Genomic DNA, 19,393 nt, shown 5'->3' with positions numbered 1-19,393 from the left:
CATCCGCCGCTCAGGCGGGCAGTGCGTCCTCGCAGGCCAGCGCATTCACCCAGCGCGGCCCGATCTCCTCGCAATAGTCGGCCACCACGGTGCGCGTGAGCCGCGCCACCGCCTGCACCGCGGGCGCCGTGCCCTCGGCATGCGCGAGGCTGATCGCCATCGGCGGCAGCGCGGGGCCGTCGCGCACCTCGAGCTCGCCGGCCGTCAGTTCCTGACGCACGAACACCGGCGGGATCGCGGCCACGCCGAAGCCACCCTTGGTCAGCTGGATGATCGACTGCACCGACGGAAAGCTGCACACGCGCGGCTCCGCGGCGCGCCCCGCGAACAGCGCCTTCACATGCGCGCGCGGGCCCGAGGTGCGCGAGAAGCTCAGAAGCGGCACCCGCTCGAGGTCCTCGAGCCGCAGGGTGCGCGCATGCGGCAGCAGCGTCGGGCGCGCCACCCAGCGCATCGGGAAACTGCACAGCGCCAGCACCACCGATTCGCCGCTGCGCGCGAGCTCGGAGACGTCGTCGTTCTGGATCAGCAGGTCGAACTTGCGCTGCCGGAACTGCTCGCGCAGGTTGTGCGCCGTATCGACCGTGATGTCCGGCTCGACCGCGGGCAGCCGCGCGCTCAGCAGGTGGATCAGCGGCGTGAGCCAGGTGTGGACCACGGTCTCGATCACGCCGATGCGAACGCGCCCCGAGGGCGGCGCATCGGGCTGCACCGAGCGCTTGAGCTGTTTCTCGAGCGCGAGGATCTGCTCGGCCTGCGCCACCACCTGCTCGCCGATGCGCGTGAGCCGCAGCGAGCGCTGCGAACGGTCGACCAGCTGCACGCCGAGCTCTTCCTCCAGCGCCTCGATGCGCTTGGAGACCGCGGCCTGGGTGGCGCAGAGCATCTGCGCCGTCTCTCGGAAGCTCTTGAGCCGGTCGAGCATGACCAGCGTTTCGAGGAAACGGGTGTTCATCTTCTGCTTCTCCCTGTACCGAGCATCGTTGAACTTTTGTTATCGGGTTGTTTAACAAAAACTCGTTCGACTCGATCAATCGATCATGTTTTCATCAACTCGTCGCACACGTAAGCGGTGCAACCCGCCCCCGGCGGCAGCTTCGGTCCCGGATCGAATGCTGCAGGAGCCGTGCCAGCGGGTTCATGTTTTGTTTTCGTTGCTGTCAGGTACTGGATCAGGGAGAGGTCGAATGAAAAAAGCGAAGGCAAGGCGCGCCAGGATCGGTGCCGCCCTGGGGATTTGCGCGCTGGCGGTCGCCGGCTGCGGTGGCGGAGGTGGGGGCGGCGGCGTCGACCCGGCCGTGCTGGCGGCGATCGCCGCCGCCGGTGGCACCCAGCCGCCCGTTCCGCCGGCACCTCCGGCACCGCCGCCGCCCGCGCCGCCACCGCCGGCCGTGCGCGCCAAGTGCGCGATGGACAGCGCCGTGGAGGCCTCCTACGAGGAGCGGCGCCTGCCCAACAAGATCGCCGCCAGCGATGCATCGAGCTATTCGCAGCAACTGCTGCAGGCCAGCGGATTCGACCGCTTCGGCCCCGACTTCGCCGCCAGGCTCTGCAGCGACGGCCTGGCCGGCGCCTCGAGCTACGACGAGGCGGTGGCGCTGCTGCATGCCGAGGGGAAAAAGCTCTGGCAGGCGGCGCTCGACCGCGTGCAGGGCCGGTCGGTCCAGGGCACGCTGGCGAAGAGCGACGACCGCATGCTCTATTGGGCACGCCTGACGATGACGCTCGCGCTGCGCCAGTGGAAGCCCGAGTTCGCGCTGACGGACGCGCAGCGCGCTGCGCTGGAGAACGAGTTCGAGCGTGCCTCGCGCGGGCAGCTGTCGATCGATTTCCCCGAAGGCAAGGGCTACAAGCGGATCCTGGTGAGCGGCTTCGATCCGTTCTCGCTCGGCGCCCCGAGCTCGGATGACAGGATCGAGTCCGGCGATTTCGAACTGCCCAGAGGCAATCCGTCGGGCGCCACCATCCTCTCGCTCGATGGTCATACCGTGGCGCTGGCCGACGGGACGACCGCGGTGATCCGCACCTTCATCCTGCCCGTCAACTACGGTCCGTTCCTCGCCGGCATGCAGGAAGACACGCTGGGGCCCTGGTTCAAACCCGGCGACAAACGCGTCGATGCGTCGATCACCATGAGCCAGGGGCGCAACAGCTTCGACCTGGAGCACTACAACGGGCGCTATCACTTCTCCGCCGTCGGCAACGACAACCTCAGGCCTCCGTGCACCGGCTTTCCCTCGAACCAGGATTGCGAGATCAACCCGCCGGAACGCTGGTTGGGGTATTCGCCCACGCCATGGTCGAAGGATGCGCCGTCGCAGTTCACCGTCGCAAGCCTGCCGTTCCAGAGCATGATCGATGCGGCCACGGGCGACTGGAAAGTGGCCCGGAACGACGAATACGATGTCATCGAGTGCACCCTCGACGCTCTTTTTCCGCCCGAAGGAACGAAGCCGAATCCGCAAGAGCTGAACTGCGCGCTGCAGGGCGGTGGCGGCAACTACCTGTCCAACGCCAGCGCCTACCGCAACACCCTGCTGCGCGACGTCTTCCGGCTCGACATTCCTGCAGGCCACATTCACACGCCGACCATGAAGATTCCCAGGGGCGTCACCGATCCGGAATTCGAGACCCACCGTGACAAGATCGTTGCGCAGTCCCGCAACCTGGTCATCGAGGTGGCCAAGAGCCTGGCCTCGCCGCCCGCTCTGTGATTTCCCGGGAGAACCGACCATGAAATTCATCGCAGCCTTCGCATTCGCTCTCGGCACGGCCCTGAGCTGCGGTCCGGCGCTGTCCCAACCCACCGGCGGGTTCTATCTGTTCAAGCACAAGGACAACGGCAAGGTCGTGTGCTTCCAGCACATCATCAATTCCGATTGGGAACGGCTGTCGGGCCCGTTCCGGGACGCCGAATGCAAGACCGAGCAGAAGCCCAAGCCCGCGCGCGGTGACCTGCCCGCCAATCCGCTCGACCTCGCGCCCAGGAAGTAGCGACGCCAGGGGGCGCTTGCGGTAACGTCGGTCCCATGACCTCGCCGAAGACGCCCCGAACCTCTCCACCATCGCGCGTGCTGCTGACCGGCTTCGAGCCCTTCGGCGGCGAGGCCATCAATCCTTCATGGGAAGCGGTGCGCGCGCTCGATGGCTGGAAGCACGCTGGCGCGGTGGTGCATGCGCGCCAGATGCCCTGCGTCTTCGGCGCGGCCATCGATTCGCTCGCGGCGGCCATGGACGAGCTGAAGCCGCGACTGGTGCTGTGCATCGGCCAGGCCGGCGGCCGCGCCGAGGTCACGCCCGAGCGCGTGGCGATCAACGTCGACGACGGCCGCATCGCCGACAACGCGGGGCGACAGCCGGTCGACGTGCCGGTGGCGCCCGAGGGCCCCGCGGCCTATTTCTCGACGCTGCCGATCAAGGCCATGGTGCGCGACCTGCGCGCCGCGGGCGTGCCGGCCTCGGTGTCGAACACGGCCGGCACCTTCGTGTGCAACCACATCTTCTACGGCCTGATGCACCAGCTCGCGCGGCGCGTGCAGCCAGGCGTGCAAAGCGCACGCGGAGGCTTCATCCACATCCCCTACCTGCCCGAGCAGGCGGCGAACTTTCCGGGCGCGCCGAGCATGGCGCTCGCGACCCTGGTCGAGGCGCTGCGCATCGCGGTTCGCACCGCGCTCGAGGTCGAGCGCGACATCGCCGAGACCGGCGGCCAGCTGCACTGACCCCGGCACTCAGGCCGCGAACAGCTTCGCGAGCCAGCCGTTGAGCGCGTCGTTGACCAGCGCCGGCTTCTCCATCGTCAGCATGTGGCCGCATTGCGGCACCCACACCAGCTCGGCCTGCGGCAGCAGCGCCGCGAGCTCGCGCGTGCATTCGGGCGGCGCGAGGCGGTCGTCGTCGCCGCACATCAGCAGCACCGGCGCGCGCAGCGACGCGAGGTGCGTGCGCGCGTCGGGCCGGGCCATCACGGCGCGGTTTTGGCGCGTGAGCTGCTCGGCGCCGGCGCCCAGCACCATGTCGAGGTAGCGCTGCACGAGCACCGGGTCGGCGGCCTGGGCGGGGTGGAAGGCGAAGAACACGTTGGGTTCGATCACCTCGCGCAGTTCGCCGCGCGCGAAGTACTCGATCGCGCCTTCGCGCAGCGCGCGCATGTCGGGCGTCTCGGGCCGTGCGCTGGTGCCCAGCAGCGCCAGGCCCGCGATGCGACCGGGTGCCTGGCGCGCGGCCTCCATCGCGACCATGCCGCCCATCGAGGCGCCGCACAGCACCAGCGGGCCGGGGTTCTCGTCGAGCACGGCCGCGGCCATGCCCTCGATGGTGGCGTGGCGCAGCTGGACGTCGCTCACGCGCGGCGAGAGCGACGAAGGGAGGGCGGGGAGCTGGGCGTCCCACAGGCGCGCATCGCACGCGAGGCCGGGAAGAAGTACGAGGGTGGCAGGCATGCCGGGATTCTGCGCGAGGACGTCATCCCGGCGCATCGGCATAGGCTTCCTGGCCAGCAGCCAGGCGCGCCGCGGCTCGACATACTCGCGCCGCCACCCCTTCTCCTTTCCCTTCGACTTCCATGAACCTGGTTCAACGCGTGCAGGACATCCTGCTCAAGCCCAAGGCCACCTGGCCGGTGATCGATGCCGAGCCCGAGGACACCGCCTCGCTCTACAAGAACTACCTGATGATCCTCGCGCTGATCCCGGCCGTGGCCGGCTTCATCGGCCTGTCGGTGATCGGCATGGGCGCCTTCGGCGTGAGCTTCCGCGTGCCGGTGCTCGCGGGGCTGGTCAACATGGTGGTCGGCTACGTGCTGTCGCTCGTGGTGGTGTTCGTGGTCGGGCTCATCGTCGACGCGCTCGCGCCCACCTTCGACGGCGTGCAGAGCCCGGTCGCCGCGCTCAAGCTCGCGGTCTATGCCTCCACCGCCTCGCTGGTCGGCGGCGTATTCAGCCTGCTGCCCTCGCTGTCGGCGCTGGGCGCGCTGTGCGGGCTCTACGGCATCTACCTGATCTACCTCGGCCTGCCGGTGCTGATGAAGTGCCCGGCCGATCGCGCGCTGCCCTACACCGCGGTGGTGGTGGTCTGCGCCATCGTCGGCGGCTTCACGATCGCGTGGGTGCTCTCGCTGCTCACGGCTTCGCCGGCGCTGCGGCTGGGCGCGCTGCCGATGGCCTTCGCCTGACGCCGAAGCCGCCACGGCGGCCGGTGGTGGGACAATGGGGGCCGATGCCCACGCCCAAACCCGACACCACCACCGACATCATCCTCATCCGCCACGGCGAGACCGCCTGGAACCGCGAGCTGCGCTTCCAGGGCCACGCCGACGTGCCGCTCAACGACATGGGCCACGAGCAGGCGCGCCGCATCGGGCTGCGGCTGGCGCAGGAAACCGCGGTGCAGCACGTGATCAGCAGCGACCTGCTGCGGGCCCAGCAGACGGCGGCGCCGGGCGCCTCGCAGCTCTCGCTGCCGATCGTCACCACGGCCTCGCTGCGCGAGCAGTTCTTCGGCATCGCCGAAGGCATGCGTTCCGACGAGATCCAGGCCCTGCATCCGCGCGCCTGGGAGGAGTGGCTGGAGTTCCGCGAGGACCACGCCATGCCCGAGGGCGAGACGGCGCGCGAGTTCCATGCGCGCATCGTCGCGGCGCTCGGCACCATCGCCGGCGCGCACCGCGGGCAGCACCTGATCGTGGTCACGCACGGCGGCGTGCTCGACATGGTGTGGCGCACCGCGCACGGCCTGAGCCTCAGCGGCCCGCGCCGCAGCGAGATTCCCAACGCCGGCTTCAACCGCATCCGCATCGCCGACCCCGCGGCGCCCGAGGCGATCGAGATTGTCGAATGGGCCGACACGCGGCACCTGGCCGACCTGCCGCCGCAGCCGACCTACGACCAGACGCGGCACCTCAAGAACAAGGACTGAAGCGGCTCAGCCGCAGCTGCCCGCCTTCGGCGCGCGCAGCAGCGGCCGGCCCGCGCCGACGCCGGTCGGCTGGCCCTGGTCCACCGCGAGCTGGCCGTTCACCAGCACCGTGCGCACGCCCTCGGACAGCAGCGTGGGCTGCGTGTAGGTGGCACGCGCGGCGAAGCGCGCGGGATCGAACACCACCACGTCGGCGTAGTAGCCGGGCCGTAGATGGCCGCGCTGCACCAGGCCCAGCGTGTCGGCCGTGAGCGAGGAACTGCCGCGGATGAACTGCGCGAGCGAGATCGCGTGCTCCTTCACCACGTACTGCTCGTACTTGCGCGCGAAGGTGCCGTAGGCGCGCGGATGGCCCTGCGAGGAATCCGACGAGGTCATGACCCAGGGCCGCTTCATGAAGGCGCGCACGTCGTCGTCGCTCTGGTTGAACGAGGCGATCATCAGGTCGCCGTCGCGCAGCACCGCGATGGCGGCGTCGACCGGGTCGGCGTTCTGGGCCTTCGCGACCTGCGCGAGCGTCTTGCCCACGTACTTCGTGCTGCCGGCCGAGAACAGGATCGCGTCGGGCCCGCCGCGCAGCCGCAGGTTCTCGCGCATGCCGCCGCGCAGCCGCTCCTGCACCGCGGCATCGTCGAAGCGCTGCAGCAGCGCGGAGCGGCCGCCATCGATGGCCCAGGGCGGGATCAGCGCGGCCGAGAAGCGGGTGCTCGAGGCGGTCCACGGATAGTGGTCGGCCGTGATGTCCAGGCCCTTGGCGCGCTCGCGTTCGATGCGCTCGATGATGTCGCCGCTCTGGCCCTGCACGTCGACGCCGAGCGCCTTGATGTGCGCCACGTGCACCGGCAGCTTCGCCTCGTGGCCGATGCGGATCACCTCGTCGATCGAGCCCTTGAGCCCGATGTTGTACATGGACTCGTCGCGGATGTGGCTGTCGTAGAGCCCGCCATGGCGCGCCGCCACCTTCGCGAGCGCGATCACCTCCTCGGTCTTCGAGAAGTTCTGCGGCGGATAGAAGAGCCCCGTCGACAGGCCCAGCGCGCCCTCGCACATGGCCTGGCTCACGTGGCGGCCCATGGCCTCGAGCTGCTCGGGCGTGGGCTGGCGGTTGGCCTCGCCGAGCTGGCTGGTGCGCACCGGCCCGAAGCCGACGTACATCGCGACGTTGGTGCCCACCGGCACGGCGCGCAGCCGCTGCGCCTGGGCCGCGATGTCCCAGCCGCCGAAGCCGTCGTTGCCGATCACGGCGGTGGTCACGCCCTGGGTCAGGAACGGGATGTTGAGGCGCTTGCGCGCGTCGTTCGAATGCAGATCGGTGTCGGCATGCGTGTGGGCGTCGATGAAGCCCGGCGCCACCACCATGCCGGTGGCGTCGATGGTGCGCTTGGCCTTGAACTGCGCGGGCATCGCGCGGCCCGCGAACACGATGCGGTCGCCCGCGATGCCGACGTCGCCGACCACGGGCCGGTCATCGTCGCCGGTGTAGATGGTGCCGCCGCGCAGCAGCAGGTCGAGCTCGATCGGTGCGTCGGCCGGTTGGGCGTGGAGCGAAGGTGCGAGGAAGGCGAGCGCGGCCAGGGCGATGAGCGAAGTCTGCATGGGGCGATGTGGGCACGGGTGGAAACGCCGGCCAGTGTGAAGTCGCCTCGCGCGCGCCGCCAATTCCTTTTGCGGCACGCCCCATGTCCTGAACTCATGAGCGCGCGGCGATCTCCGGCAGGTCCAGCTTGCGGTAGACCTCGGCTGCCTGCCGGCGCAGCCGCAGCGATTCGGGCTGGCCGTTGAACTGCTGCTGCAGGATGCCCTGCGCGCCGGTCAGCGTGGCCTCGGTGCCGCTGCGCACCAGCGCGTCGAGGTAGACCTGCTCGAACAGGTCGCGCTGTGCATGGCTGCCGCCGATCTCGATCATGCGCGGCAGCGCGGTGCCGAGGCCGTCGATCGCCGCGGCCAGGTCGCCGCGCGCATGGGCGCGCAGGCCGTGCGCGGCCGGCACGCACACACGCTGCCAGGCTGCGCGCGTCGAGGCCGGCGCATGCGGCGCGAAGGCCTCGATGTTGGCCAGCAGCGTGTCGGCCTCGGGCCGGCCCGCGCGCGCCAGGCCATAGAGGTACTGCAGGTCGAGAAAGGGCAGCACGTGGTCGGCCTGGCGCTGCAGCAGGTGCGCAGCCACGTCGTCCCAGCGATCGCCGACGTCGACGCCCGCGAGCTCGAGCCGCGCGAGCAGCGAGACGGCGCCGATCTGGTCCTGCGAATACGCCTTGACCACGCCCCAGGCATGGTGGTCGTAGACCGCGAGCGCCTCGTCGCCGCGGCCCAGGTCGATGAGGAACAGCGCCACGTGCCACCAGTTGTGCGTGACCATGAAGGAGTTGAGGCCGACCCAGGTGTCGCTCACGCTCTCCATGAAGGCCAGGCCCTCGGCGAGCCGGCCCTCGGTGAGCATCACGTGCGCGAGCGCATGGTGGGCCCAGGGCTCCTTGCGGCACAGGGCGATCGCATGGCGCGCGCTGGCCTCGGCCTCGCGCATCAGGTGGCACTGCTCGTAGCCGAAGGCGGCCATGCCGTGCACGTAGGGCACCTCGGCCGCATGCGGCAGCACGGCGAGCGCGAGCCGCAGCATGCCGGGGCAGTCGCCGGTGTTGAAGCAGTGGTACTGGCCGAGCTTGAGCGACACCAGGTCGCGCGGATGCTCGCGCGCCTGTTCGGCATGCAGCGCGATGGCGCGCGCGATGTCGCCGTCGGCCCAGGCCTCGATGGCCGCGATGTAGCGCTGCTCGCGCGGCGTGGCGCGCGCGGCCTGCTGGCGTGCCTTGTCGAGGAAGGGGCGCGCATTGGCCACGGCCTCGCGCGATTCGGCGAACAGGTGCAGCGTGGCGCCGTAGGCCTGCACGATGGGGCTCGCGTCGTGCTCGGTGGCGGCGAGCAGGTTGACGGCGCGGGCCTCGCTCGAGATGAAGCCCATGACGAAATCGTCGACCAGCGGCAGGCTGGCGGCGTCGTCGAGCGTGAGGGGGTTGCCGAGGCTGTCGGCGTGGCGGACGGTGTTCGACGGGGGGCTGGCGGAGGGCATGGCGCATCGTGCCACGCCCCCGCGGCGGCTTCAACGCGCCGTCTTCAGACGCCTGCCTGCTGGTGCCGGTACTCCTGGGTCTTGCCGCCGTAGCCGTAGGCCGCGCCGCGCGCGTCGATCACGTGGATGTACGAGACCTCGTGCAGGTTGGGCCGCAGCCTGGCCATGGCCGCATGGACCTCGCGCAGGTAGCGCGCCTTCTCGGCCTTGGTGTTGGTCTCGTCGGTGATGCTGATGTCGAGGTGGAAGGCCGACTTCCCGAGCGCGGCCAGCGACTGGCCGCCGATGAACCAGGTGTCGGCGGCGATGTACTGCACGGTGATGGCGATCACCGGCAGCTGCTTGCCGAGCACGCTCTGGGTGAGCTCGGCGACGGCGTCGACGGTCTGGCGCGTGAGGTCGGCATCGGGTTGGCCGGAGAGGTGGACGACGATGTGGGGCATGGCGGACTCCTTGGAAGGTTTGGGTGGTCGATGGGGTGATTGTGGGCAGTGCCTCGTCATCGGAAAAGCGGGAAGATATGATGACAGCCATCGGAATATCGGATGGATGAGCCATGCAGGGATTCGATCTGGAACAGCTGCGCACGCTGGTGGCGGTGGTCGACGCGGGCAGCCTCACGGCCGCGGCGCCGCGGGTCTTCCTCTCGCAGTCCTCGGTCAGCGAGCAGATGCGCAAGCTCGAGGAGCGCGCGGGCCAGTCGCTGCTCACGCGCAGCAAGGCCGGGGTGTCGCCGACCGAGGCCGGCGCGCGGCTGCTGGTCCATGCGCGGCGCATCCTGGCACTGAGCGACGAGGCCTTCCGCGACCTGCATGGCGAGACGCTGGCGGGCGAGCTGCGGCTCGCGGTCACCGACTACTTCCGTCCGGGCGACCTCACGCAATTGCTGGCGCGGCTCGCGCAGGGCCATCCGCGCGTGCGGCTGCACGTGAGCATCCTCAAGAGCGACGAGCTGCGCGCGGCCTATGCGCGCGGCGATTTCGACGTGGCACTGGCGATGCACATCGCGGGCGTGTCGACGCCGCCGCCGGGCAGCCCGGCGGTGCTGCGGCGCGAATCACTGGCCTGGCTGGGCGCGGCCGGCATGCGGGTGGTGCGCGGCGAGCCGGTGCGGCTGCTGGTGCTGCCCGACACCTGCTCGCTGCATCAGTTCACGGTGGCGTTGCTGCGGCGCCGGCGTGTGCCCTACGTGCTCGCGCATGTGGCCTCGGGGGTGGCGGGGCTGCAGTCGGCATTGGCGGCGGGGCTCGGCGTGGCCTGCCTCAACGAGTCGGCGATCGGCGAAGGGGTGGCGCGGCTCGCGGCGCCGCATGGGTTGCCGGCGTTGCCGCGCGTGGCTTTCCAGTTCCTGCCGGGGCGGCGGGGGGAGACGGAATTCGTGGCGCGGGCGCGGGAGATGCTGGCTGTGCAGCTGGGGTGAGTTCTTTGTTGGCGTCGCGGGCGCGTGCACAGGACGCCGGGTACTCCCCTCCGCGAATGTCCCCCGGCCTTCGGCCTCCTCCTTGATTTCGCTGCGGGGAGTACCCGGCATCCTGTGCACGAGGGACGCTGCGTTGTGCGGCGTCTCTCGTGTTCAGATGGCTGTGCGAAGGAGGCTTGTGTTCAACCCCAGGACAGGGCCGACAGGTCGTTCACGAAGATCGGGTTTTCCTTCCAGATGCCCTTGACGTTCTTCTTCGCCACGGTCGGGAACTGCGGCTGGTAGAGGAAGCCGTTGGCCGCGTCGGTGGCCAGCATCTTCTGCGCGTCGCCCAGCAGCTTGTTGCGCTCGGCGGTGTTGGCGGTGGTCTTGATCTTGTCGAACAGCGTGTCGAAGGCCTTCGACTGGTAGCCCCAGTAGTAGTCCGACTTGGCGTAGTTGCCGAGGTCGAAGGGCTCGACGTGCGAGACGATCGACAGGTCGTAGTCCTTGTTGCCGTAGGTGCCGCTGAGCCATTGCGCCCACTCGACGTTCTGCACCTTCGCCACGATGCCGATCTTGGCGAGCTGGGCCACGATCACCTCGCCGCCCTGGCGCGCGTAGGGCGGCGGGGGCAGGGTCAGCTTGAGCTCGAGCGGGGTCTTCACGCCGGCCTCGGCCAGCAGCTTCTTGGCCTTCTCGATGTCGAAGGGGTTGATGCCGGTGGTGTCGACAAAGCCGGCCGCGCCGGGCACGTAGTGGCTGCCGATCGGCACGCCGAAGCCGTCGGCCGCGCCCTCGATGACGGCCTTGCGGTCGATGGCCGCGAGGATCGCGCGGCGCACGCGCACGTCGTCGAGCGGCTTCTTGCGGTTGTTGATCGCGAGGATGGTCTTGGCGCGCGAGCCGGCCAGGATGGTCTGGAACTGCGGGTTGGCCTTGAACTGCGGCACCACGCGCGTGCCGATGCGCGGGAACATGTCGATGTCGCCCGAGAGCATGGCCGCGGCCTGGGCCGCGGTGTCGGAGATGAAGCGGAAGGTCGCCTTGTTGATCTTCGCGTTGCCGGGGTTGCGGAAGCCGTCCCACTTGCTCAGCGTGATCGAGGAGCCCTTGACCCAGTTGTCGAGCTTGTACGGGCCGGTGCCCACGGGCTTGGTGGCGTTGCCGTCGGCGCTCTTGGGCTCGACGATCACCGCGGTGGCCTGGCCCAGCACGAAGGGCAGGTCGGGGTCGATCTCCTTGTTGATGACGACCACCGTGTAGTCGTCGGTCGCCTGGGTGCTGAGGTTGGCGAAGGTGCGCTTGTCCTTGTTCGTGCTCTTGTCCGAACCCGCGCGGTCGAACGAGAACTTGACCGTGGCCGCGTTGAAGGGCTCGCCGTTCTGGAACTTCACGCCGCGGCGCAGCTTGAAGGTGTAGGTCTTGAGGTCGGGCGAGACTTCCCAGCTCTCGGCCAACAGCGGCGTGACGCTGCCGTCGGCGTTGATCTTGGTCAGCGTCTCCAGGATGTTGTACTGCACCACCTCGGCGATCGCGGCCGCGGCGCCCGCGGTCGGATCGAGGCCCGGCGGCTCGAGCGCCATGCCGATCACGATGGCGTCCTTCCGTCCCTGGGCCAGGCCGGCCAGCGGTGTGGCCAGGGCCACGGTGGCGCCAGCGGTGGTGAGGAGGGTGCGACGGTTCAACATACGTGGTGATCTCCGGAAAAACGTCTGGAAAGGCAAAGGGCTGCCTCGCAAGGGTGAGGGGACGGCGCGCCCCGAATCAAGGCGCGGCGCCGCGAGAGACCCTCGGCGCAGCAGGAAAGATGCCACGCCGTGCAGCCAAAAGCATTCTCGCGCAGCGCGCTCGCCGCCGATGCCGCGGCGCGGCGCTTTTTCCTCGGGAGGTTCCCGGATGCGGGGCGCCGCGAAAGGTCAGCGGCCACTCACGCCCAGGACATCGCGGCGATGTCGTTGGCGAAGATCGGCGCGTCCTTCCACAGGCCGCGCAGCCCGCGCGCGGCGATGGTGATGAGCTGCGGCTGGTAGAGGAACACGTTGGCCGAGTCCTCGGCCAGGATGTGCTGCGCCTCGCCCAGCAGGCGCAGCCGGTCGGCCTCGCGCGGCGCGTTGCGCGACTTCTCGAACACCTCGTTGAACTTCGCCGACTGGTAGCCCCAGTAGTACTCGGGGCGCGTGTAGTTCACGAGGTCGAAGGGCTCGACATGCAGGATCACCGACAGGTCGTAGTTCTTGTTGCCGTAGGTGCCGCTGATCCACTGCGCCCACTCCACGTTCTGGATCTTCGCGACGATGCCGACCTGCGCGAGCTGCGCGGCGATCAGCTCGCCGCCCTGGCGCGCATAGGGCGGGGGCGGCAGCACCAGGTCGAGCTGCAGCGGCAGCTTCACGCCGGCCTCGGCCAGCAGGCGCTTGGCCTTCGCGGGGGCGTAGGGGTTGATGCCGGTGGTGTCGACGTAGCCCGGCGCGGTCGGCACGTAGTGGCTGCCGATCGGGATGCCGCGGCCGTCCATGGCCGCGTCGATCACCGCCTTGCGGTCGATCGCGGCCGCGATCGCGCGGCGCACGCGCACGTCGTCGAGCGGCTTGCGCCTGTTGTTGATCGCGAGGATCGACTTGCCGCGCGAGGCGTTGAAGAGGATCTGGAAGCGCTTGTCGTTCTGGAACTGCGAGAGGCTGCGCGAGACCGAGGCATGCGGGAACAGGTCGATGTCGTTCGACAGCAGCGCGGTGGTCTGCGCGGCCGGCTCCGAGACGAAACGGAAGCTCGCGCGGCGGATCTGCACCGCGTCGGCATGGCGGTAGCCGTCCCACTTCGCGAGCACGATCGACGAGCCCTTGGCCCAGTTCTCGAGCCGGTAGGGACCGGTGCCCACGGGCTTGGTGGCATTGCCCTCGGCCGACTTGGGCTCGACCACGATCGCCGAGGCCTGGCCGAGCTGGAACAGCAGGTCGGGCTCGATCTCCTTGGCGATCAGCACCACCGTGTTCGCGTCGAGCGCCTGGGTCGTGAAGTTGGCGAAGAAGCGCTTGTCCTTGTTGGTGCTGTTGGCGGCCGAGGCACGGTCGAACGAGAACTTGACCGTGTTCGCGTCGAAGGCCTCGCCGTTCTGGAACTTGACGCCGCGCCTGAGCCTGAAGGTGTAGGTGCGCAGGTCGGGCGAGACCTCCCAGCTCTCGGCCAGCAGCGGCGTGACGCTGCCGTCGGAGTTGATCTTGGTCAGCGTCTCGAAGACGTTGTAGAGCACCACCTCGGCGATCTCGGCGCCGGCCTTGGCCGTGGGATCGAGGCCCGTGGGTTCGAGCGTGAGGCCGAGCACCAGCGTGTCCTTGCGGCGTGCCTGCGCGAGGGCGCCGGCCGGCAGCACGAGGGGCGCGAGCGCGGCGGCGCCGGTGGCGAGGAGGGTGCGTCTGTGAAGCATGGGCGGGCGGTCCTTTGAGCGGTGGCGGGGGCATGCGCCCTCCGGGCGCGCCGCATCATCCGCGAGGAGAGGCCCGGTGCGCAACCAGATGCTTATGCCCTGGTTGCATGACGGGCGCGCTCAGTGCCCCGGTGCCTGCAGCACCGCGCCCAGCAGCGTGCGCGTGTACGGATGCTGCGCGTTGGCGAACAGCGCCTGCGGCGTTCCGCGCTCGACGATCTGCCCCTTGAAGACCACGCACACCTCGTCGCACAGGTGGTTGACGACGGCGAGGTCATGGCTGATGAGCAGGTAGCTGATGCCGAACTGCTGCTGCAGGTCCTGCATGAGGTTGAGCACCTGGGCCTGCACGGAGACGTCCAGGGCGCTCACGGGCTCGTCGGCGACGATGAGCTTGGGGCGGGTGATGAGCGCGCGTGCGATCGCGATGCGCTGGCGCTGGCCGCCCGAGAACTCGTGCGGATACTTGTCGAGGTCGGTGGGGCGCAGGCCCACGGCCGCGAGGGATTCGGCGGCGCGCTCGCGCTGCTCCTTCTTCGAGACCTGGGCCAGTGCTTCGAGCGGTTCGGCGACGATGCGCGCGACCGTCTGGCGCGGGTCGAGGGAGCCGTAGGGGTCCTGGAAGACCATCTGGAAGTCGCGCCGGGCGGTGCGCAATTCGTCCTTGCTCAGCGCGTGCAGCTCACGCCCTTCGAGCTTCACGCTGCCCGAGGTGGGCTTGTCCAGGGCCATCACGAGCCGAGCGATGGTCGACTTGCCCGAACCGGACTCGCCCACGATCCCCACGCTGCGCCCGGCCTGCACCTCGAAGCTCACGCCGTTGAGCGCCTTGACCGTGGGCGGCGGGCCCAGCAGCTTCTCGCGCGGCAGCGCGTAGTGGCGCACGAGGTCGGTGACTTGCAGCAGCGGCGTCTTCGTTTGCGTCATGCCACGGCCTCCGCTTCGATCTCTGCAATCTCTCCAAGCCGGATGCATCGCACCGCATGGTCGTCAGGCAGCATTACCGCGGGCGGCCGCGTCGACTGGCACGCATCGACCGTGTAGCTGCAGCGCCCCGCGAACGGACAGCCCGCGGGCAGGTCCACCAGCTCGGGCACGCTGCCGCGAATCGTCGCCAGCCGCTGGCCCTTCGGCGCCCCGATCACCGGCCGTGCCGCGAACAGCCCCTTGGTGTACGGATGCGCGCGGTTCGCGAAGAGCGCGCGCGTCGGCCCGCTCTCCACCACGCTGCCGCCATACATCACGAGCATGCGCTGCACGCTGTTGGCGATCACGCCCAGGTCGTGCGAGATCAGGATCAGCGCCATGCCCATCTCTGCCACCAGGTTCTGGATCAGGTCGAGCACCTGCTTCTGGATGGTCACGTCCAGCGCGGTGGTGGGTTCGTCGGCGATCAAGAGATCCGGCCCGCAGGCCAGCGCCATCGCGATGCCGATGCGCTGCCGCTGGCCACCCGAGAACTGGTGCGGATAGGCATCCAGGCGGGAGGCCGCATCGGGAATGCCCACGCGCTGCAGCAGGTTCAGCGCTTCGGCGCGGGCCTGCTTGGCCGTGAGCCCACGGTGCAGCCGCAGCGGTTCGCCGACCTGGCGCGCGATGGTGTGGACCGGGTTCAGGGCCGTCATCGGCTCCTGGAAGATCATGCCGATGCGGTTGCCGCGGATCTGGCACATGGCCGACTCGGGCTGCCCGATGAGCTCCTGGCCGTCCAGGCGGATGCTGCCGGTGACCTTGGCGGTGGCCGGCAGCAGGCCCATGAGGGACATGACCGTGATGGACTTGCCGCAGCCCGACTCGCCCACGATGCCGAGGGTCTGGCCGCGTTCGAGCGAGAAGGAGACGCCGCGCACGGCCTGGGCGGGGCCGCGCTGGGTCTGCAGGCCGATGTGGAGGTTGTCGACTTCGAGGAGGGGCATGGGGTTCACCTCGCGCGCGCCAGGCGCGGATCGAGCAGGTCGCGCAGGCCGTCGCCCAGCAGGTTCAGGCCCAGCACCGCCAGCGCGATGGCCATGCCCGGGAAGACGGCCAGCAGCGGCTGCTGGAACATCAGGGTCTGCGCCTCGCTGAGCATGCGGCCCCAGGAAGGCTGCGGCGGCTGCGTGCCCAGGCCGAGGTAGGACAGGGCGGCCTCGGCCAGGATCGCGATGGCGAAGCGGATGGTGATCTGCACGATCAGCACCGCCGAGATGTTGGGCAGCACGTGCTGCATGGTGATGGCGAAGCTGCCCTTGCCGCAGGCACGGGCCGCCGCCACGTACTCGCGCGACCAGATGGCGTTGGCCGAGGCGCGCGTGATGCGCGCGAAGGTGGGGATGTTGTAGATGCCGATGGCGATGATGGCGTTGACGATGCCCGCGCCGAAGACGGCCGTCATCATGATGGCCGAGAGGATGGCGGGGAAGGCCAGCGAGAAGTCGGAGAAACGCATGATGGCTTCTTCGACCCAGCCACGCCTGGCCGCGGCCAGCAGGCCCAGGGCGGTGCCCACTACCAGGCCGATGCCCACGGCGATGACGCCCACCAGGATGGAAGCACGGGCCCCCACCAGCAGCAGCGAGGCCACGTCGCGCCCGAAGGCGTCGGTACCGAGCCAGTGGCTGGCCGAGGGCGGCTGCATCTTGTTGGCCATGTCCATGGCGTAGGGCGAGTAGGGCGTCCAGAGGTAGGAGACCAGGGCCGCGAGCAGCAGCAGGGCGGCGAGCACGCCGCCGATGACGAAGCTGCGGTGATGGCGCGCGCGCTGCCAGAAGCCGGGCAGCTTGAGGGCGGCGGCGCTGGGGGTAACCGATGCAATGGCGCTCATATGTCGCTCGCCTTGATGCGCGGGTCGATGACGGCATAGAGCACGTCGACCACGAAGTTGACGATGACGACCATGGCCGCGAGCAGCATGACGCAGTTGCGCACGACGATGAGGTCGCGGTTGCTGATGGCCTGGAAGATCAGGCGGCCCAGGCCCGGCAGGTAGAACACGTTCTCCACCACGATGGTGCCGGCGAGCAGCTCGGAGAACTGCATGCCCATGACGGTGATGACGGGGATCAGGGCGTTGCGCAGCACGTGGGTCCAGAGCACCGCGCGCTGGGTCACGCCCTTGGCGCGCGCGGTGCGCACGAAGTCCTCGCGCATGACCTCGAGCACGGCCGAGCGTGTGATGCGCGCGAGGATGGCCGCCTGCACGACGGCCAGGGACAGGGCGGGCAGCAGCAGCGACTTCAAGCCAGCGAAGACGCCTTCGCCCCAGCCGTCGAAGCCACCGGCGGAGAACCACTGCAGCTGCACGGAGAAGACGAGGATCAGCAGGATGGCGAACCAGAAGTTGGGGATGGCGATGCCGACCTGGGTGAGGCCCATCAAGCCGACGTCGCCGAGCTTGTTGTGGCGTGCGGCGGCGGTGACGCCCACGAGCAGGGCGAGCACGGTGGTGAAGGCCATGGCCAAGAGGGCCAGGGGGACGGTGAGTGCGAGGCGCTCGAGGATGAGGTCGAGCACGGGGGAGCTGTAGGCGTAGGAGTCGCCGAGGTCGCCGGTGAGCAGGCCCGCGATCCAGTGCCAGTAGCGGGTCCAGGCGGGTTGGTCGAGGCCGAGCTTGGTGGCCAGGGCGGCGACGGCTTCGGGCGCGGCATCCGGTCCCATGAGCATCTGCGCGGCGTTGCCGGGCAGGATCTCCAGGACCAGGAAGACGATGATGGAGGCGCCGATCAGCGTGCCGATCAGCGTGGCAAGGCGCTTGAGAAGAAAGAGGCTCATGGGGCGGGGCGCAGCATAACCCGACAACTGCAACAAGCGTGCCGTAGCACCGGATCCCCGAGGGGATCGCTCTCCCACGTTGCCGCCGGGGACTCCGTCAGCGGGGATAATCGCAGCATGGCCCTCATGATCACCGACGAATGCATCAACTGCGATGTCTGCGAGCCGGAGTGCCCGAACGATGCGATCTACATGGGCGAGGCGATCTACGAGATCGATCCGCACAAGTGCACCGAATGCGTGGGCCACTTCGATGAGCCGCAGTGCGTGCAGATCTGCCCCGTGGCCTGCATCCCGATCAACCCGGCCCACGTGGAAAGCCGCGAGACGCTGATGCAGAAGTACGAGCGTCTCACGGCAACGAAGGCCGCGCTGCCGCAGCCTCCGTCCGCACCCTCAGCCGGCGTCTGAAGCCGCGGGCTTGCGGCGCTTTTTCTTCGCGCCGCCTTCCTCCGCGGGCTTCGATCCCGGTCTCTCTCCGTAGCTCGCCGTGGCCTTGCGCGGCTCGGCCGCGAGCCTGGCGGCACGCGCTTTCTCGAGGCGCTCCTGGGCTTCGAGCCTGCGTTGCGCGAGGGCAGCGCGCTGGGCATCCTGCGCGGCGCGTTGGTCGCGCTGATGCGCCTGCTTTACCTCGGACAGCCGCGTGCGTTCGAGCCGGTCGGCGAGCTTCGCGTTGCGCTGCGTGGCTTCGTCGGCGGCCCGGCGATCGTCGTCGGTGCGCACGTCGTCCACCTTCACCGTCGTTCCGCCCGCGCAAGGTCGGTCGCTGTAGCTGTTGCCGCAGCGCCAGGTCGACGTGCCCGGCTGCTGCGCGAATGCGCTCGTCACTGCACAGACGCCGATGGCCATCGCGCTCGCGACGATGGACCGGTGCATGCGGTGCGTCCTTCTCGTTCTCTCCCTCGTTGTCGACATCGTTCTTCTCTCCCTCTTGCTTCGCGCTCTGCTGGCGCTTCCCGCGATGAACGCTGGCTAGGGTGCGGCGGGCGCGCTGCCGTCGCCAGGCTCGCGCCGCGGCGGCTTGGGCCGGGGCGGTTTGCTCGTGTGGATGGTGGCCGTGGCCTTTTCCATTTCGCCCGCGAGCAGCGCGGGCAGGGCATGCAGGCTGCGCACGATCGCGTCGTCGATCGCGTCGCGCTGTTCCTTCAGCGGCTTCTTGAGCACCCAGTTGATCACCTCCGACTTCACGCCGGGATGGCCGATGCCGAGGCGCAGCCGCCAGTAGTCGCCGGTGCCGAGCTGCGCATGGATGTCGCGCAGGCCGTTGTGGCCCGCATGGCTGCCGCCGAACTTGAGCTTGGCCTGGCCGGGCACCACGTCGAGCTCGTCGTGTGCCACGAGGATTTCTTCGGGTGCGATCTTGAAGAAGCGCGCGAGCGCGGCGACCGACTTGCCCGAGAGGTTCATGAAGGTCTGCGGCTCGAGCAGCCAGATGCTCTGGCCGCCGATGTTTGCGCGTGCCGCGAGACCGTGGTAGCTGCGCTCGGGCACGAGGTTGAGCTTCCAGTCGCGCGCGAGGGCGTCGATCCACCAGAAGCCGGCGTTGTGCCGAGTGGCTTCGTATTCAGGCCCGGGATTACCGAGGCCGACGAACAGTTTGATCATGAGCGAATTATCGAGGGCCGGTATCGGACGTCCGGCTGTTGCTTCGAAGAGTCAGATGCTGTCTCCAGGCAATTATTTTGTAACTGAAGAAATCTTCCCTCACTACGATCGCGACTCCATCCAACAAAAAGAGGAGAAGTCTTGAGCCATTCATTCCTAGAAAACCTGCGTCGCGTCTCGCACGTGATGTGTGTCGCGGCCGCGGTCGTCCTGACCGGTTGCGCATCGC

General features: G+C 69.1%; 21 protein-coding genes. 8 read left to right on the top strand and 13 right to left on the bottom strand.

Features of this window, described 5'->3' with window-relative positions; genetic code table 11:
- Nucleotides 1-10: 10 nt before the first annotated feature.
- Nucleotides 11-955: a LysR family transcriptional regulator gene (locus INQ48_26560; GenBank protein QRF56845.1), complete on the bottom strand. Its 945-nt coding sequence runs from the start codon at nucleotides 953-955 to the stop codon at nucleotides 11-13.
- A gap of 454 nt (nucleotides 956-1,409) precedes the next feature.
- On the opposite strand from INQ48_26560, the gene INQ48_26555 reads away from it, so the two are divergent.
- The 3 genes from INQ48_26555 to pcp are packed head-to-tail and all read left to right on the top strand — an operon-like array spanning nucleotide 1,410 to nucleotide 3,722.
- Nucleotides 1,410-2,714, top strand: coding sequence for a hypothetical protein (locus tag INQ48_26555; GenBank protein ID QRF60911.1), 1,305 nt, complete (start codon nucleotides 1,410-1,412; stop codon nucleotides 2,712-2,714).
- A 19-nt stretch (nucleotides 2,715-2,733) separates the two neighbouring features.
- A complete protein-coding gene (locus INQ48_26550) occupies nucleotides 2,734-2,994 on the top strand; it encodes a hypothetical protein (GenBank protein QRF56844.1) in 261 nt (86 codons plus the stop codon).
- 35 nt (nucleotides 2,995-3,029) lie between these two features.
- Entirely contained in the window at nucleotides 3,030-3,722 is a 693-nt protein-coding gene (pcp, locus tag INQ48_26545) for a pyroglutamyl-peptidase I (protein ID QRF56843.1), read from the top strand.
- A 9-nt stretch (nucleotides 3,723-3,731) separates the two neighbouring features.
- On the opposite strand, the gene INQ48_26540 is transcribed toward pcp, so the two are convergent.
- Nucleotides 3,732-4,442 carry an alpha/beta fold hydrolase gene (locus INQ48_26540; protein QRF56842.1) on the bottom strand — a complete coding sequence of 237 codons (711 nt, stop codon included), beginning with the start codon at nucleotides 4,440-4,442 and terminating at the stop codon, nucleotides 3,732-3,734.
- 122 nt (nucleotides 4,443-4,564) lie between these two features.
- On the opposite strand from INQ48_26540, the gene INQ48_26535 reads away from it, so the two are divergent.
- Nucleotides 4,565-5,173, top strand: a complete 609-nt coding sequence (locus INQ48_26535) for a YIP1 family protein (protein ID QRF56841.1) — start codon at nucleotides 4,565-4,567, stop codon at nucleotides 5,171-5,173.
- A 44-nt stretch (nucleotides 5,174-5,217) separates the two neighbouring features.
- Complete coding sequence (locus INQ48_26530; GenBank protein QRF56840.1) at nucleotides 5,218-5,916, top strand: histidine phosphatase family protein; 699 nt, start codon at nucleotides 5,218-5,220, stop codon at nucleotides 5,914-5,916.
- Nucleotides 5,917-5,922: 6 nt separating this feature from the next.
- On the opposite strand, the gene INQ48_26525 is transcribed toward INQ48_26530, so the two are convergent.
- From INQ48_26525 to INQ48_26515, 3 genes are all read right to left on the bottom strand, one after another.
- Nucleotides 5,923-7,512: an amidohydrolase family protein gene (locus tag INQ48_26525; GenBank protein ID QRF56839.1), complete on the bottom strand. Its 1,590-nt coding sequence runs from the start codon at nucleotides 7,510-7,512 to the stop codon at nucleotides 5,923-5,925.
- Nucleotides 7,513-7,606: 94 nt separating this feature from the next.
- A complete protein-coding gene (locus tag INQ48_26520; GenBank protein QRF56838.1) occupies nucleotides 7,607-8,983 on the bottom strand; it encodes a tetratricopeptide repeat protein in 1,377 nt (458 codons plus the stop codon).
- A gap of 44 nt (nucleotides 8,984-9,027) precedes the next feature.
- A complete protein-coding gene (locus INQ48_26515; GenBank protein ID QRF56837.1) occupies nucleotides 9,028-9,426 on the bottom strand; it encodes a tautomerase family protein in 399 nt (132 codons plus the stop codon).
- Nucleotides 9,427-9,539: 113 nt separating this feature from the next.
- Between INQ48_26515 and INQ48_26510 the strand changes: the two genes are divergently transcribed.
- On the top strand, nucleotides 9,540-10,403 hold the full coding sequence (locus INQ48_26510) for a LysR family transcriptional regulator (protein ID QRF56836.1): 864 nt from the start codon (nucleotides 9,540-9,542) through the stop codon (nucleotides 10,401-10,403).
- A gap of 182 nt (nucleotides 10,404-10,585) precedes the next feature.
- Here the strand turns inward: INQ48_26510 and INQ48_26505 are convergent, their stop codons facing one another.
- The 6 genes from INQ48_26505 to INQ48_26480 all read right to left on the bottom strand — a co-directional run bounded on the left by INQ48_26505 (nucleotide 10,586) and on the right by INQ48_26480 (nucleotide 17,559).
- Nucleotides 10,586-12,073: an ABC transporter substrate-binding protein gene (locus tag INQ48_26505; GenBank protein QRF56835.1), complete on the bottom strand. Its 1,488-nt coding sequence runs from the start codon at nucleotides 12,071-12,073 to the stop codon at nucleotides 10,586-10,588.
- Nucleotides 12,074-12,312: 239 nt separating this feature from the next.
- Nucleotides 12,313-13,809: an ABC transporter substrate-binding protein gene (locus INQ48_26500; protein ID QRF56834.1), complete on the bottom strand. Its 1,497-nt coding sequence runs from the start codon at nucleotides 13,807-13,809 to the stop codon at nucleotides 12,313-12,315.
- 120 nt (nucleotides 13,810-13,929) lie between these two features.
- Nucleotides 13,930-14,736 carry an ATP-binding cassette domain-containing protein gene (locus INQ48_26495; GenBank protein QRF56833.1) on the bottom strand — a complete coding sequence of 269 codons (807 nt, stop codon included), beginning with the start codon at nucleotides 14,734-14,736 and terminating at the stop codon, nucleotides 13,930-13,932.
- Complete coding sequence (locus tag INQ48_26490; GenBank protein QRF56832.1) at nucleotides 14,733-15,725, bottom strand: ABC transporter ATP-binding protein; 993 nt, start codon at nucleotides 15,723-15,725, stop codon at nucleotides 14,733-14,735. The genes INQ48_26495 and INQ48_26490 overlap by 4 nt, the downstream gene beginning before the upstream one ends.
- A 5-nt stretch (nucleotides 15,726-15,730) precedes the next feature.
- Nucleotides 15,731-16,612 (bottom strand): ABC transporter permease, encoded by an 882-nt coding sequence (locus tag INQ48_26485; GenBank protein QRF56831.1) that lies wholly within the window; start codon nucleotides 16,610-16,612, stop codon nucleotides 15,731-15,733.
- On the bottom strand, nucleotides 16,609-17,559 hold the full coding sequence (locus tag INQ48_26480; GenBank protein QRF56830.1) for an ABC transporter permease: 951 nt from the start codon (nucleotides 17,557-17,559) through the stop codon (nucleotides 16,609-16,611). The genes INQ48_26485 and INQ48_26480 overlap by 4 nt, the downstream gene beginning before the upstream one ends.
- Nucleotides 17,560-17,676: 117 nt before the next feature.
- Between INQ48_26480 and INQ48_26475 the strand changes: the two genes are divergently transcribed.
- Nucleotides 17,677-17,970, top strand: coding sequence for a YfhL family 4Fe-4S dicluster ferredoxin (locus tag INQ48_26475; protein ID QRF56829.1), 294 nt, complete (start codon nucleotides 17,677-17,679; stop codon nucleotides 17,968-17,970).
- On the opposite strand, the gene INQ48_26470 is transcribed toward INQ48_26475, so the two are convergent.
- Together INQ48_26470 and pth are read right to left on the bottom strand one after the other, a co-directional pair.
- Entirely contained in the window at nucleotides 17,956-18,408 is a 453-nt protein-coding gene (locus INQ48_26470; protein QRF60910.1) for a hypothetical protein, read from the bottom strand. The two genes, INQ48_26475 and INQ48_26470, sit on opposite strands and share 15 nt — an antisense overlap.
- A gap of 123 nt (nucleotides 18,409-18,531) precedes the next feature.
- Nucleotides 18,532-19,164 carry an aminoacyl-tRNA hydrolase gene (pth, locus tag INQ48_26465; protein QRF56828.1) on the bottom strand — a complete coding sequence of 211 codons (633 nt, stop codon included), beginning with the start codon at nucleotides 19,162-19,164 and terminating at the stop codon, nucleotides 18,532-18,534.
- Between pth and INQ48_26460 the strand changes: the two genes are divergently transcribed.
- Nucleotides 19,163-19,309 carry a hypothetical protein gene (locus tag INQ48_26460; protein QRF56827.1) on the top strand — a complete coding sequence of 49 codons (147 nt, stop codon included), beginning with the start codon at nucleotides 19,163-19,165 and terminating at the stop codon, nucleotides 19,307-19,309. The genes pth and INQ48_26460 overlap by 2 nt on opposite strands.
- Nucleotides 19,310-19,393 lie beyond the last annotated feature (84 nt).

Origin of the sequence: Variovorax paradoxus (assembly GCA_016806145.1) — a bacterium.
In the GTDB taxonomy this organism is placed as follows: Bacteria; Pseudomonadota; Gammaproteobacteria; order Burkholderiales; family Burkholderiaceae_C; genus Variovorax.
This window is presented reverse-complemented; position numbering and strand designations above follow the sequence as displayed.